The following is a 13,759-nucleotide window of genomic DNA, read 5'->3' as shown; positions in this document are numbered from 1 at the left end:
TCGACTTGCAGTGGATTGCCCCGATTGACTTTTGCGGGCGAAGCGGGGCGACTCGGGTGGCCCGAGCAAGATCTTCATCGGCCTTCTGGGCCAACTACCTGGGGAGGATGGAATGCGAACAAGCAGCATCGCGGCCGCGTTAGTCAGTCTTCTGCTGACAGCCGGGTTCTCGGTGGCACAGGGGGCCACAGCACAAGCAGCAGCAGCAGCAGCTCCGTGCGAGGGCACCTACACGATCGTTGTCGGGGGCACGGGCAGCAGCTGGGACAACGACGGCTTCACCGGCAACATCCAGCAGCACGTCGGGTACCCCACCCAGATTCCCAACGGTGCGAGCGCCCGGGCAGGTGTCAATGAGCTGAACCGCCTGGTCCGCAACCAGCGTGCCGCGTGCCCGAACCAGCACGTCAAGATGGGCGGGTACTCTTTGGGCGCCGCAGTGGTGCATATCTGGGTCACCGAGAACTGGCAGACGTTCGGCAACGTCAACGCCATTCTCATCGCGGACCCCAAGCGCCAGGGCAATCCCGGTGCCGACGGCGGAGCCGTACCGTTCGGCGGTGTCGTCGGCGCCCCGCTCGCCGGTGCTGACCGGTACTTCGGCAACGTGCCCGTCAAGACGATCTGCCACTGGGACTACGTCTGCGACGAGTCCGCAGGGATCTGGACCTACCCGGACAACCACATCAAGAACTACCCCCACGACTTCAACATGGATCACCACAACGACAGCGCCAACGAGCAGTGGTACAACGGCGCCTGGTATCCCGCCTCCTGGTAACCACGGAAAGCTCGTCGGCCGGGGAACGTAACCGAACGTCCTTCACCATCTATCAGCGGCCGGGCGCAACCGGCCGCTGACAGATGGTGTTCCTGCTCCTTGTCGCGCACGGCCGGCGTCGTTCCGGTCACTGCGTGGTTCCGGTCAGGCCCAGGCCGACTTCGTCCCCGAACCGATGCGCTTCCAGCAGGTCGTCTGGAAAAAGAAAGGTCTGCTTCGTATCGGCCACACCCCAAGAACATGCGCAAATGTTCGAGTGGCGCGGAGGTGGGGGTGACACGTGGTACGCGTCACCCGTGCGGCGCACGGGGCCCGTGGGCTGGCGATGGGGCGGGCGCGCGAGCAGCCGTGAACCTGTAGCTGCCTACCAGCGTGCCACCGGCCGCCCCATCGCGCACCTCGCGAAGGACCTGGGCATCCACAAGGAGGCCCTGCGCGGCTGGGTCCGCCAGGCCGAGGCCGACCGTGGCGAGCGCGACGACCGGCCGGCCACCGCCGAGCAGGACGAGCTGAACTCTTCGGCCCGCTGCCGCTCGGCTTCCCCACGTGCCAAACGTGCCTCAAAGGGGGGCGCCGGGGGCGTCGTCGGGGGCGTCGCTCGACGCGGCCGGCGCGCGGAGCATGTGGAACTTCTTGAGGCCGATGCGTAGCTGGATGCCGTGGATCACTTCGATGACACCCATGACGATCAGCACGATCCCGGCGACCAGGGTGAGGATGCCGATCGACTCAAACGGCGAGACGACCAGCACGATCCCGGCCAGGAGGTTGACCACGCCCAGGAAGATCTGCCAGCCACGGGCGGGCAGGTGCCGGACGGACAGCGCCATCGCCGTCATCATGCTCCCGCGCAGTACCCAACCGAACCCAATCCAGAGCGCGAGCAGCAGCAGCGACTGGGCCGGGCCGCGGAAGGCGACGAGGCCGAGCAGCACGCACAGCGCGCCGCTGACGAACCCCAGGACGCGCAAGTGACCCGGAACATGGGCGCCGAACGCCCCCGCGAGCTGGAAGAAGCCAATGGCCAGCAGGTAGATGCCGAAGAGCACGCCGACCACGGTCAACGTGGCTCCCGGCCACGCCAGGACGACGACGCCCAGTGCGATCGAGGCCACGCCCGTGCTCAGCAGGATCTGCCAGCCGGCGTTCGCCAGGAGGCGCAGACCGCTCGGGAGATCACCGAGCGGAAGCCCGCCGTGCGGAACCCCGCCGTGCGCTCGTGCGGCCTGCGGATCGTTTGAGGAAAAACTCATCGCTTCCGCCTCCCTGGGCAGAGAGTCCCCCCGGGCTGGTCCCGGAGGCTGCCCCGGGCCAGTCCCGGGGACTGGTGCGCGCCCCGACCTGGTCGAGGCGCCAGAGCCGGTCGCCCCCAACCCCGTCGCCCCTTGCCCCACCCCACGTCCAGGTTCACACGGGCGGCGAGGGGCGGCCACCAGAGCGGGTCACGGTGACGGCGACGATGGCGGCGACGAGGTGGACGAGGGCGCCCGCGCCGAAGGCCCACGCGTAGCCGACGACCACGTCGGTCTGGGTGGCCGCGACGGCCATCAGGGCGGCCAGTCCGACGGTGGACCCCGGTTCCATCGCGGTGTTCATCACGCCCCCGCACCAGGCCGGCCTGGTGCGGGGGGACGTTCGTGGTGGTCAGGACGGCCGTGCCGGAGAAGACGAAGGACGTGCCGGTGGGCAGCAGGACAGGCCCGGCAGCAGGCCTAGGGTGTAGGAGCTGTCCGGGGTGATGCCGACGAGCCAGGCGAGGCTGAGCGCGCCGATGACGAGCCCGGCGATGTACTCGCGGAACCCCTGGCGCTGTGCCCACGTGGAAAACAGGTCAATCGCCCGTTCGGCGCTGCACGGTCACACGGCGCCGAACTCGCCCATGAAGAGACGAACTTGACTTACTCCCCACCCACGTACAAACCGGCTGCCTGCAGATTTGATTGACAACCCTGGATAACGCTTGCTGCCGGTTCCGAACAAGGCGGCCGCGCGCTGATGTGTAGGTTCCGCGTTCCGATGTCATATTCCGCGGTTCCGTGTCATCTGTCCGTCATTTAGGACACGAACCGCGGACTCGCCCTGTGGTGAAGTCGGCCCGGGGCGCGGTGCCGGTCTTTCGACCGGTCCGTTTCCCCGGAGCCGCTTCCCGAATCGGGCATGCGACTTGGCACCGCACCCGGCTCTCCACAAGCCCCGATGGGACCCGTCAGTTGTCCTCATCCCGCGGCGTCCCAGGGAGTGGGAATCGTCGGGCCCCGGTAGCGGTAGCGAGTGGTGCCTACCGTGATCGGGTTGAACAACTCCCTGTTCTCGCTGGCCCACCACGATCTACGGCCGCAGTAGCGGCGGAAGATCTTCCTCCGGCCCGTCTTGGGGTGCTTGCGCTGTACCCATCGCCAGACCGCGTGCCACAGGTAGTGGCGCAGGTAGGAGAAGGTCGCGAAGGACACCCCGGGCCGGAAGTAGGCACACCAGCCCCGCACTGCCGGATTGATCCGGGCGAGCAGGGCGTCGAGCGGCTGGTTCGTACCGACCTCTCGGCAGAGCGTCTTGACCTTGGCCATGATGGCCCACAGGGCCTTCTTGGCCGGATAGGTGTAGACGTAGTGCCGGTTAGTGCCTGGTTTGCGGTGGCGCTGGATGTGCCATCCGAGGAAGTCCAGGCCCTGCTCGATGTGGGTGATCAGGGTCTTCTCCTGCGACAGGCGCAGGCTAATCGTGGAGAGGGCCTCTGCGATCTGGTCGCGTAATGCTTCGGCGTCTGCCTTGGTGCCGTGGACCATCAGGCACCAATCGTCTGCATACCGGACCAGCCGGAAGTTGGGCAGACCTCGGCGTCGACGCCTCTGGCGCTCGTTGCGATCAGTTCCGGGGCCTCCGGGAGTCTGGGCGATGTGCTCGTCCAGGACCGAGAGAGCCACGTTGCTGAGCAACGGCGACAGGATCGAACCCTGCGGGGTGCCGGTGTCGTTGTCCCGCAGCTGGCCGTCCTCGTTGAGGATGCCCGCCTTGAGGAACGCCTTCACCAGGGCCAGGACACGCTTGTCTCCGACTCGGGCCCGCACCCGATCCATAAGGGCGGTGTGCGAGATTTCATCGAAGCAGGCTTTGATGTCGCCTTCCACGATCCATTCGTATTTCTTGGACGTGAGCAGGCGCACCTCGGCCACTGCATCATGGGTCCGGCGATTCGGGCGGAACCCGTAGGAGCACGGGAGAAAGTCCGCCTCGAAGATCGGCTCTAACACCAGTTTCAAGGACGCCTGCACGACCCGGTCGGTGATCGTCGTGATCCCCAGACGGCGCAGCTTGCCGCCCGTCTTGGGGATCATCCGCTCCCGTACCGGCATGGGCCGGAAGCTGCGGTCTTTGATCTGAGACCGCAGCATGCCGAGGAATTCCTCGACCCCGACCCGCAGCGCGATGGATGACGCCGTGCGTCCATCCACCCCGGCCGTGCGTGCACCCTTGTTGCCCCGCACCCGCTCTCAGGCCACCAGCAGGAAGCCGGGATCGGCAACGAGATTGAAGAGGTCGTCGAACCTGCGATGAGGATCATCACGGGCCCAACGGTGCAGCTTGGTCTGGATCTCCAGTACCCGGCGTTCGGCCTTCAACAAGGCCCACTCCAGTTCGTCGGTATTCACCGGCGTCAACCTCCTGGCATTCCAGCGTCCTTACTGCTGACTTGCTGGCCCCGTGAAGTAGGCCGCCGGCGAGGTGCCCCAGCGGGGTCCTTTTCCGACGGCCCCTTCCCGAACCGGGCATGCGACTTATCACCGCACCCGGCTCTCCAGTGCCCAATTCCGCGAGCCCTGCCGGTCGGTGCGTCCATTGTGGATTTCACCGTGGCAGTCGCGGCAGACTACGAGGGTCTTGCGGCGACGTGATGCCATCCGCTGTGCCCACTCAGGCTGTTCAGCCTGATCCCGGGTAGGGAGATCTTCCAAACGTCGAATGTGATGCACTTCGACGTCTGTATGCGCTCGGCAGAGCTCGCAGCGACTGGACATGAGCCGGTCGATGAGCTCCGCTGGTCGCTGTCTCCATACAGCCGGGAGTTCGTCTCTGAGGATTACCCTCGTGGTCCTGCGCGCCAGAGGTACCCCGCCCCAACGGGCGACCAGCGGTCTCTTTCCGGCACGTTCGACTGTGACCTGTAGCCCTCTGCGAGGACCTCCAGGAGTTTGCCAAGTCGCCCGGAAACGGTTCCAGATCTTATTGACGCTGAGCTTGTTCTTGTGCCCCAGCGTCTTGCCCAGAGACCGTTCCATGACGTACCTCAGCGAGCCGAGGCGGTGCCGGTTGTAGGCCAGCTGGTAATACTCTGCGATTCCCCGGAACTCCGCCTGGTACCGCGCCACGATCTGAAAGTTCGAGTCGTGGACACGTTCCAGTTTGGCGGCCGGTTTGCCGCGTCGCATGTAGGGCTTGCGCTTGGCGCGCACGACATCCATTGGCACCTTCAAGCCGATCTGTCCGTTGATGGACCTATGGCCGTGTCGGTTGCGTTTGGCGTCGTTGTGGTGGACCACGATCTCGTAGCCGAGGAAACGAGCGGCTCGTGTCCGCCCATGGGTGATCAAGGTCTTCCGATCAGAGAGTTCCAGCTTCAAATGATTCCGCAGGAATCTCCCGATCAGTCCCTTGATGTTCTCGGCTTCCTGCCTCGTCCCGGAGAATCCGAGCAGCCAATCGTCCGCATAGCGGACGTAGTGCAGCCGCCGGAAACCTGAATCGTTTGGGTCACGCGAGGGAAGTCGTTGCAGCTGATGGCGCAACTGCCGTGCTTCCTCCCGCCGTCCGCGCTTCTCCAGTTTCCAAGCTGCCTTGTGTATCCGCATGTACGGCAGATACGGCTTGCGTCGGGCGCCCCGGTTGAAGACAGGCAAGAGCGTTGTCTCGACGTACTTGTCCAAGCGGTCCAGGTAGATGTTGGAGAGCAGTGGGCTCAGAACACCCCCTTGTGGCGCACCACTCAGTGTTTCGTGATAGCGCCATTCCTCCAAGTATCCAGCCTGGAATAGCCCGTCGATCAACCGTAGAAAACGGTTGTCGTGAATGTCTTCGGCTAAGATGGAGCGCAGTACCCCATGATCCAGCCGGTCGAAACACTGGGAGATGTCTCCCTCGACGAACCACGTTACCCCGCCCCACGACTCGGAAACTTCCGCGAGTGCTGTGTGACAGCCCTTCCCTGGCCTGAAACCATGGGACCGATCGGAGAACTGCGGCTCGTAATACGCCTCCAGCAGAGAGCGGATCACTTCTTGCAGCAGCTTGTCCGACCACGAAGGCAGACCCAGAGGCCGGCGCTTCCCTGGTGTTCCTTTCTTCTCGATGTATACGCGCCGAACCGGGGTCCACCGATACCGCTCATGTCGCAAAGCATCGATGATCGTCTGAATTTTCTTCAGACTCATACCATCCACGGTCTCTTGGTTAGAACCGGGTGTCATAGAGCCATCGTTGCGGTAGATCTTGCCGTAGGCCCGCAAATACAACTCCGGGTTGAACAGGTGCCGGTACAGTCTCTCCAGTGGAAATCCTCTCTTGCCGCGTTCGTGGATGATCTCCATCAGGGCTTCGGCTCTCTGCATTACGCGTACCTTGCCTCTCCGGATATCGTGGACACCTGTGCCACTTGGCCCTGTAAGCGGCTCTCCCGCTCTCCTCGGTGGGGCGTTACTCCCACGACTACTATTGACACTCCGTCACCATAGGGCTCGCGCCCCTTAGGTGATCCCGAATTCCTCTTGCATTGGACGTATCGAGCGTGACGTAGGCGGCCTGTCCGTTCCCTTGAGTGAGCTCGTTGCTCACCGTCCACCAGCCGGAAGGGTTGGGGCGAAGCAAAGGGGATTCGCCTGATGCTGATGACTCCGCTCCGGGCGTTGTATGTCGGAGGATGCACATTTCCATCCCTGGGAACTTGGCTTCAAACAGTTTGGTCTTCGCCATATCACACGGACTTTGCGCGGCAGCGCCATAAACGCCTTCACAACGCTCCACGCTTTCCCGCCATGCTGTTGTCCCCTCGCGCTTTCGCGTCCAGGTAAGGCGGGTAGTCCAGAGGCTTCTCCTTCCGAACCTCTACTCTCTGCGAGAGTGATCCAACGCCGAGTTAGACGGCGCAACTTGGCCCTGTGACCGGCTTTCCCGGTCTCCAACGGCGGGTCGTTACTCCCGCGACTACTACGGGGCCTCCGCCCCACCCGCGGCCCTCGGTCGGCAACGGACCTGCCCACCGCCGCGCTGGCTGCCCGGCGGGTCGGGCGACCGCGGGTGGTTCCCACGTTCACCACGCAATCGATCGGTGAGGGAGATGCCCAGCTCTACTCCGGCAGCATCGCCACGCCTACGCCGCAGGCTTTCAGCGTGGCCTCCCCACCGGAACAGGAACCCGGCTTCGGAGTTGACCCACCCGTCCAAGACGGACGCGTCACGCGCTGCATACCGGCCCGTATCCACCAGGTTTGAGCCGGCTCAATGCTTACGGAGCTTCAACCACTGGTTCGCTCTCGCTACACCTTCTGACCTTGCTAGACGGACCCGTGCCGTCCGGTAGTATCGACACGTCCCGCCGCTGTCGGGGCCGCTTGCCACCCTCCCCGGCGTTCCCCGGGCCGGGCTGCCCCCAGCTTCACCGGGCCGCTGCGACGGCTCGGTGGAGAAGGTCTTTCACCTCCACTCGATCGTGTGATGCTTCGTGGCGCACTCCTGTCGCATTGAAGCTGTCGGATTCTCACCTCGTTCTCATCTTTTTCACTGCGGGATCTATTGAGGCGGACATCAGCGGACCGTCGCCTGCCGGACGCACTGCGGCAGACGACGGGATCGCATGGGCACCGAATCAGTCGTCGCAGAGTTGTGCGCTCACCGGTGCCGGTGGAGAAATTGGCTGTTCAGCGGGATGGCGGCGTTAGCAGGTCACGGTCTTCTGATAGTGGCCGGTGACGAAGTAGTGGACCATGGTCTCGCCATTGGCGAGGGCCTTGCACCCGCTGTCGTCGCCCCACTTGATGATGATCTTTATGCGCATCGTTTTGCCGCACTTGTTCGTGGCGCTGGCCCACGGGTCACCGGGGATGTTGCGGCCTCGTTCGATGCAGGCGGGTGCGGTCCCGCCCAAGGTGCTGGCCACAGCCTGGGAGCCGGCGTCCACGGCGGGCGTCGCTTGGGCGACGCTCGTGGTCCCGAGGACAGTGCCGACGGCGAGGGCGGCTCCGGCAGTGCCGATGGCAAGACGGCGAGGAGTGAGCATGGTGACGGAATCCTCTCGTTGAGTCAGCCGAGGCCGACGTGGTGTCGTCGTGACCACGCTGCTCCGAAGGCGAGGCCCGCGGCCAGCCGCTTTGTGCAAATGACGGCCATGTGGGACGCCCCACCTGCTGAACTGCGGAGACATGACTACCTCATGGGACGTCGTGGGACACAGCCCAAGGCTGGTTCGGCCATCGCACTGAAGCTGTCGGATTCTCATCGCGTCGCGTGCTGAGGGGCGGGGTCTGCCTCGTTCGAGGGGTTTGATCTCACTTCGCTGGTCTCGTTCTCACTGCACCTGTCACGGTCGCTTTCGGGATGTACGTGAGTGCTGGGGGTGGCGATGGACCTGGATCTGGTTGAGCCGGAAGCCATCCCAGCTCAGCGGCGACTCCGCCAGCTCGCGTGCCGCCACCGGCAACTCGGACAGGCCCTCAATTGCACGGATGATCGTCGAGGAATGGTCCTCCTCCGGCATGCCGATCGATCTCGGCAGTGAATGGACCCACCGCCTCGACCTCATCGAAAAGCACCCCGCCAACAAGAAGATCCCCGCCAAGGACCGTCACCCCCTCGCGGCATTCCCCGAGATCGTGGTGCTGGCGAACCTGATCCTCAACCCTCCGACCCACACGATCGACCCCAAAGACCTCTACCTCGCCACGACAGCAGAACTGAGCCGACGATTCGCCCGGATCTACACCACCCTTGGAACCCAGGACCCGCTCTACCGACGCTTCCGCCTCTACCGCGCACGAGACATCCGCGAAAGCCAAATCGTTTGAGAACACCGGCCATCAGGATTCTCAAACCACCCGGCACCTCCGCAGGTCAGCGGATTGCCGTCTGCCAGCTGCACTTTGACAGGACACCCTGGTCGAAGCCCTCTGCTCCGGACGTTGCGAGCCGTCCGGAGCCCGCACCGTCCGGGAATTGACACCGAGCGCGGAACGATCAAGGTGACACGGAACGCGGAACCGTCAGAACGACCAGCTCACAGCGTCGGCATGTGACAGCGGAACGCGGAACCTACATGATGGAAGTCAGTTTCGAGAGTATGGATGACCACGAAGCCTCCGTCGTAAAGAAATGGGTTCTCTCAGGCGCGAGCGAGTCGGATGCCCGGCGGAATCAGCGGCCTGTGAGTGGTCGGCATGCCGGACACGGGCACACTTGGTTCTCGCTGTCTCTGACCGGGTCGCGAGTAATGGCAAGCCATTTCCGGTAGTCGTTCATCGCCGTGGCCTGCTGCTCGATCGGCATGTCCTGGGACCGGCGTACGGGGCGCGTGCCGGCGGACCAAGCCCCTGTGGGCAAGCCTTCCAGCTGTGGAAAGAGCCGCAGCAGGACATCGCGGCGCCGCGGCTGGTCGCGCCGCTCGCACAGGTAGTGCAGGCACAGCCAGCCCATCGCGACGAACCGGGGGTCTTTGGGGGCGCGCATCCGGCCGACGAGGTCGCCAGCTTTAATTAGGCGTCCTGGGCCGTCGCCGCGAGGACGATCTCCCGGATGCACACCCGCTGCGGCGCCTCGTAGGCGTACTGGATCGCGGCCGCCACGTCCTCGGCGGACAGCGCGTCGGTGGACTCCTTGTATGCCTGGTAATCGGACTTGATCACCTCATCGGTGGTGTGGGAGAGCAGTTCGGTCTCTACGACGCCCGGGGCGATGGTGGTGACGCGGACGCCGTGCCTGGCCACCTCGGCACGGAGGTTCTCGGACATGGCATGGACGGCGAACTTGGTGCCGACGTAGACGGTGTGGTTCGGGTAACCCTTTCGTCCGGCCACGGAGCTGACGTTGACGATGGTGCCACGGCGGCGCCTGATCATGCCGGGGAGCACCGTCCCTACGCCGTTGAGCAGGCCGCGCACATTGACGTCGAGCATCCGGTCCCACTCTTCGGTCGGCTGGTGGGCCACCTCGCCGAGCAGCATCACGCCCGCGTTGTTCACGATGGCGTCGACCGGTCCGTATACGGACTCCGCCTCTGCGATGGCGACGGCGACGGCTGTCGCGTCGGTGACGTCCACAGCGCGGGTGAGGGCCGAGGGCAGGCCGAGGGCAGGCCGAGGGCCTCCAGTCGGTCGACGCGGCGGGCGAGGAGCAGCAGTGGGTGACCGAGGCCGGCGAAGGCCCGGGCGGTGGCCGCGCCGATGCCGGAGCTGGCACCGGTGACGACGATCAGGGGCTTGTCGGGAGAGTCCATGGTGTTCTCCAGCTCTGGGGGTTTTACGGGTGGGTTGAGGTGTGTGGGTTGGCGTCGGCACCTTCGGTGTTGAGGAGGACGACGGTGCCTGTGCTGTGCTCCGCCAGCGCCGCGCGGCGTTCCGCGCTAGAGGTCAGGGCGGCCCGGGCGCCGGCCAGTGCGGCGGCGCCGCAGGGCCCGGAGGAGATGCCGAGCGCGGCCAGGTCGCGGGCCGCGCGGAGGCTGTCGGCGTCGGTGACGGCGGTGGCGCCGTCGAGGCCGTCGCGCAGCCGGGGCCAAGCAGCGCTGGAGGGGGTGCCGCAGTTGAGTCCGGTCATGACGGTGGTGCCGGTGGGTACGGTGGTCGGGCGGCTGGCGGTGAGGGAGGCCAGGACGCAGGCGGCGCTGTCGGGTTCGACGCTCAAAAGCGACGGCGCTGGGGCATTCCGCGGGGCGCGGTAGTGGGTGACGGCGGCTTGCGCCAGCGAGCCGACGCCGACGGGGATGGCCACCAGCCCGGCGGGTTCGGCACCCAGCGCGCGCAGTTGTGCGTCGGCCTCGTGGAACAGCGTGGTGTAGCCCTCGGTGATCCACTCCGGTATCTGGGTGTATCCGGGCCGGGAGGTGTCCTGGACGAGGACGGCGGCGGGTTCGCGCGCGGCGGTCTCGGCGGCTAGGTGTACGGCGTCGTCGTACGAGCAGCCGACTCGCGTGACCCGTGCGCCCTCGCGTTCGATGGCGGCGGCCGCCGCCGGGTGTACCGCGCCCGGGACGAGGACATGGGCGGCCAGTCCCAGGAGCCGGGCGATACGGGCCACGGCGCGACCGTGGTTGCCGTCGGTGGCGGTGACGAGCCGGTCGCCGGACGTCTCGGCCAGCGCTCGGTGGATGGCCCAGGACGCCCCCAGGATCTTGAACGCGGGCAGGCCGAGTCGAGACGACTCGTCCTTGACGAACACCCGGCGTACCCCCAGTTCGTCGGCGAGCGCGGGCACTTCGCGCAGCGGGGTCGGCGCGTGGCCGGGCAGGGTCGCGTGGAAGGCGGCCGCTTCGCGCGGGGCGGGCGGGCAGGTCCAGGAGCGAGCGGGTGGATGTGTGTACCAATCAGCGGTGGACATGCCGACCACGCTCCCGTATCGCCATCCCATCGGTCCAGCGCATCTTTTCGAGCAATAATCATCGGGAAACCAAATGATTTAAGGGGTTTGGGATGCTCGATCTCCACCGGCTGCGGCTGCTGCGTGAACTCAAACACCGCGGCACCCTCGCCGCGGTCGCGGCCGCCCTCTCGTACAGCCCGTCCTCGGTCTCACAGCAACTGTCCGTGCTGGAGACGGAGGTCGGCGTACCGCTGCTGGAACCGGTAGGGCGGCGCGTGCGGTTGACCGAGCAGGCTGAGATCCTCGTCGCGCACACGGAAGTCGTGCTGGAACGACTGGAGCGAGCCGAAGCCGACATCGCCGCCTCGCTGACCGCCGTCACCGGCACCCTGCGGATCGCCGCCTTCCAAACGGCGATGCTGGCGCTCATCCCGCCGGCGCTCACCCTGCTGCGCGAGGAGCACCCGGGCCTGCGCGTTCACGTGACGCAGACGGAGCCGGAGACCGCGCTGCCCGCGCTCCTCGCGCGGGACGTTGACCTGGTCGTGGACGAGGAGTACCCCGGCGACGCGCGTACCCGCCCCGCCGCCGAGGTCGAGTCGGCCGAGCTGTGCGGAGACGAGGTACGGCTGGCCCTGCCGCCCGACAGCGCCGTACGCGCATCCGAGCCGTCGGTCGCGCTCCGTGCGCTGTCCGGCCATCCGTGGGTCATGGAACCGGCGGGTACGGCGTCCCGGCGGTGGGCGACGACCGTGTGCCGCCAGGCCGGATTCGAGCCCGACGTACGGTTCGAGTCGCCCGATCTGCTGGTGCAGCTGCGGCTGGTGGAAGAGGGCCACGCGGCGGCTCTTCTGCCCGGCTTGTTGTGGGGCGGGAGAGCGCTGAGCGTTCCGCTGCTCCCGCTGCCGGACGGCGGCCACAGCCGACAGCTCTTTACGGCCGTACGGCCCGGCAGTGGAGGCCACCCGGCCGTCCGGGCGTGCCGCTCGGCACTGCAACACGCCGCCGAATGCGCCCGCTGCCTGCCCTGAGCCCCGGCGGTCTCCCCGCGCCTCCGGCGTACCGTTCCGGCCGCAGCAGCCGTCACTTGTGCAGGCTCGTTCGACTGCGGCACCATTCCGCTCTTGATTCGTCGGACAGCGCTTACGGGCTGCGCCGCGATTGATCACGGGGCGTGCTCGCATGACGGTTCGGCTGGTGGGTGATTCAGCAGGCCGTCGTGCGGACGGGAACGAGTTCGGTGCTCGGCTTGTGCCGGGTGGCTCGCTTGGTGGCTTGGTCGGAGGCCAGGCCGGCGATGGCGCGATACGTGGTGCCGTAGTCCTCGCGACGGCCGGTGCACCGCTGCAGCGGGCGCCACTGGCGGTGTTCGGCGTTGGCGTGCTCGACGCAGATCCGGCGGGAGGACTGTCGACGCCGCATCCCGCGACGGCCGTACCGCTCGGTCAGCGGTGCGTTGTCGAGGTCCTTCGGTTTCTTGGACGGGCGCTGATCTGGCCGGGGAATACGTTGGCCAGGCCGCGGTAGCCCTCGTCGCCCCCGGCCTTCACGGTGGGATGTCGGCGGAACTGCTCGGTGAGCCTTCGTGCGCACGCAGGTCTGGTCATGAATCCGGCCGGAACGCACCGCAACGGACCACAGGGTGCGGCCCTGGTGGCCGCTGATCGTGGTGGTCTCGATGGTGTTTCTGCCGGCGCTTGCCGGAGACGAAGGCCAGCCTGCCGGGAGAGTGCGTCTTGGGGCGCGGACCTGGGTCTTGGTGCCGTCGAGGCGCAGCGTGATGTTCTCGGCTGCGGCGTAGGCGGACACGTCCTCCAGGGTGCGCAGTCGGATGCCGGGCCGGTCGGGACGGCGAATCCGCGGCCGGCAAGCCGATAGCGGATCCCGCTGATCGCGCGGCCGATGGTGGAAGAGCCGACCTTGTAGATCACGGCCAGGGCCTGGTGGGTGAGGCCGGTCCGCAGATGGATTAGGGCGGCCGGCAGCCGGTCGGTGAAGGCCGGTTCGTACTTCGGCCGGGCACCGGCCCGTCGCCGACGAGCGCCCTGGCGCCGCTGGTGGCGCGCGGACTCGCAGCGCGCTTCCCGGCGTGGCGCGAGTTTTTCGGTCAACTCGCCGAGATGTTGGCGCGTGACGCCGCACAAGGCAGGATGCGACATGGTCGCGCGGGCCTGCTTGATCTTCACACCTCAAGAACCCGCGCAGCCTTGGCCATGTCACGGCCACTCCGCGATCAATCGCGGAGCAGCCCGTAAGCGGATCCGGCGAAGTCCCCTGCAGATCCCGTGATGCGCCTGCTGGCCGCGAAGCCGTCCGGAGTAAAGACCAGCAGCGGAGCTCGTGTCATCCGCTGAGCTCACGTGATGAGAGGCCCCATCGAGCCTTGGTGACGCCGAAGCTCATATGCGCACGACGTCATGGTTCGGT

The 13,759-nt window shown here is 66.3% G+C and carries 15 protein-coding genes; 4 read left to right on the top strand and 11 right to left on the bottom strand.

What is annotated here, in order from left to right; all coding sequences use genetic code 11:
- Positions 1-112: 112 nt before the first annotated feature.
- Positions 113-781: a cutinase family protein gene (locus tag K9S39_RS01155; protein WP_248861443.1), complete on the top strand. Its 669-nt coding sequence runs from the start codon at positions 113-115 to the stop codon at positions 779-781.
- Between the two features lie 248 nt (positions 782-1,029).
- Entirely contained in the window at positions 1,030-1,431 is a 402-nt protein-coding gene (locus K9S39_RS42640) for a transposase (protein WP_406707853.1), read from the top strand.
- Here the strand turns inward: K9S39_RS42640 and K9S39_RS01150 are convergent.
- The 6 genes from K9S39_RS01150 to K9S39_RS01125 form a co-directional block, all read right to left on the bottom strand.
- Complete coding sequence (locus K9S39_RS01150; RefSeq protein WP_248861442.1) at positions 1,342-2,034, bottom strand: HdeD family acid-resistance protein; 693 nt, start codon at positions 2,032-2,034, stop codon at positions 1,342-1,344. The genes K9S39_RS42640 and K9S39_RS01150 overlap by 90 nt on opposite strands.
- Positions 2,035-2,188: 154 nt before the next feature.
- Complete coding sequence (locus K9S39_RS01145) at positions 2,189-2,377, bottom strand: hypothetical protein (protein WP_248861440.1); 189 nt, start codon at positions 2,375-2,377, stop codon at positions 2,189-2,191.
- Between the two features lie 620 nt (positions 2,378-2,997).
- Complete coding sequence (gene ltrA, locus K9S39_RS01140) at positions 2,998-4,263, bottom strand: group II intron reverse transcriptase/maturase (RefSeq protein ID WP_406707852.1); 1,266 nt, start codon at positions 4,261-4,263, stop codon at positions 2,998-3,000.
- Between the two features lie 6 nt (positions 4,264-4,269).
- Positions 4,270-4,428: a hypothetical protein gene (locus K9S39_RS01135; RefSeq protein ID WP_248861437.1), complete on the bottom strand. Its 159-nt coding sequence runs from the start codon at positions 4,426-4,428 to the stop codon at positions 4,270-4,272.
- Positions 4,429-4,557: 129 nt separating this feature from the next.
- Complete coding sequence (locus K9S39_RS01130) at positions 4,558-6,381, bottom strand: reverse transcriptase/maturase family protein (RefSeq protein ID WP_248861435.1); 1,824 nt, start codon at positions 6,379-6,381, stop codon at positions 4,558-4,560.
- A gap of 1,322 nt (positions 6,382-7,703) precedes the next feature.
- On the bottom strand, positions 7,704-8,045 hold the full coding sequence (locus K9S39_RS01125; protein WP_248861434.1) for a hypothetical protein: 342 nt from the start codon (positions 8,043-8,045) through the stop codon (positions 7,704-7,706).
- 445 nt (positions 8,046-8,490) lie between these two features.
- Between K9S39_RS01125 and K9S39_RS01120 the strand changes: the two genes are divergently transcribed.
- Complete coding sequence (locus K9S39_RS01120; RefSeq protein WP_248861432.1) at positions 8,491-8,829, top strand: hypothetical protein; 339 nt, start codon at positions 8,491-8,493, stop codon at positions 8,827-8,829.
- A 346-nt stretch (positions 8,830-9,175) separates the two neighbouring features.
- Here the strand turns inward: K9S39_RS01120 and K9S39_RS01115 are convergent, their stop codons facing one another.
- Genes K9S39_RS01115 through K9S39_RS01105 form a run of 4 tightly spaced genes read right to left on the bottom strand, consistent with a single transcriptional unit; the run spans position 9,176 to position 11,350 of the window.
- On the bottom strand, positions 9,176-9,487 hold the full coding sequence (locus K9S39_RS01115; RefSeq protein ID WP_248861430.1) for a hypothetical protein: 312 nt from the start codon (positions 9,485-9,487) through the stop codon (positions 9,176-9,178).
- A gap of 26 nt (positions 9,488-9,513) precedes the next feature.
- Positions 9,514-10,077, bottom strand: a complete 564-nt coding sequence (locus K9S39_RS01110) for an SDR family oxidoreductase (protein WP_283112108.1) — start codon at positions 10,075-10,077, stop codon at positions 9,514-9,516.
- Positions 9,996-10,253, bottom strand: coding sequence for an SDR family NAD(P)-dependent oxidoreductase (locus K9S39_RS41880; RefSeq protein WP_283112107.1), 258 nt, complete (start codon positions 10,251-10,253; stop codon positions 9,996-9,998). Before K9S39_RS41880 ends, K9S39_RS01110 begins: the two co-directional genes overlap by 82 nt.
- A 23-nt stretch (positions 10,254-10,276) precedes the next feature.
- Positions 10,277-11,350 carry a pyridoxal-phosphate dependent enzyme gene (locus K9S39_RS01105; RefSeq protein WP_248861429.1) on the bottom strand — a complete coding sequence of 358 codons (1,074 nt, stop codon included), beginning with the start codon at positions 11,348-11,350 and terminating at the stop codon, positions 10,277-10,279.
- Between the two features lie 92 nt (positions 11,351-11,442).
- Between K9S39_RS01105 and K9S39_RS01100 the strand changes: the two genes are divergently transcribed.
- Positions 11,443-12,363, top strand: coding sequence for a LysR substrate-binding domain-containing protein (locus tag K9S39_RS01100; RefSeq protein ID WP_248861427.1), 921 nt, complete (start codon positions 11,443-11,445; stop codon positions 12,361-12,363).
- Positions 12,364-12,538: 175 nt separating this feature from the next.
- On the opposite strand, the gene K9S39_RS01095 is transcribed toward K9S39_RS01100, so the two are convergent.
- The gene (locus tag K9S39_RS01095; protein ID WP_248861426.1) at positions 12,539-13,141 is read right to left on the bottom strand and encodes a hypothetical protein; all 603 of its coding nucleotides are present in this window, start codon (positions 13,139-13,141) and stop codon (positions 12,539-12,541) included.
- Positions 13,142-13,759: the final 618 nt, after the last annotated feature.

Source organism: Streptomyces halobius (assembly GCF_023277745.1).
In the GTDB taxonomy this organism is placed as follows: Bacteria; Actinomycetota; Actinomycetes; order Streptomycetales; family Streptomycetaceae; genus Streptomyces; species Streptomyces halobius.
Note: the sequence above shows the minus strand (reverse complement) of the source record. Positions and strands in the feature narration are given on the sequence as shown.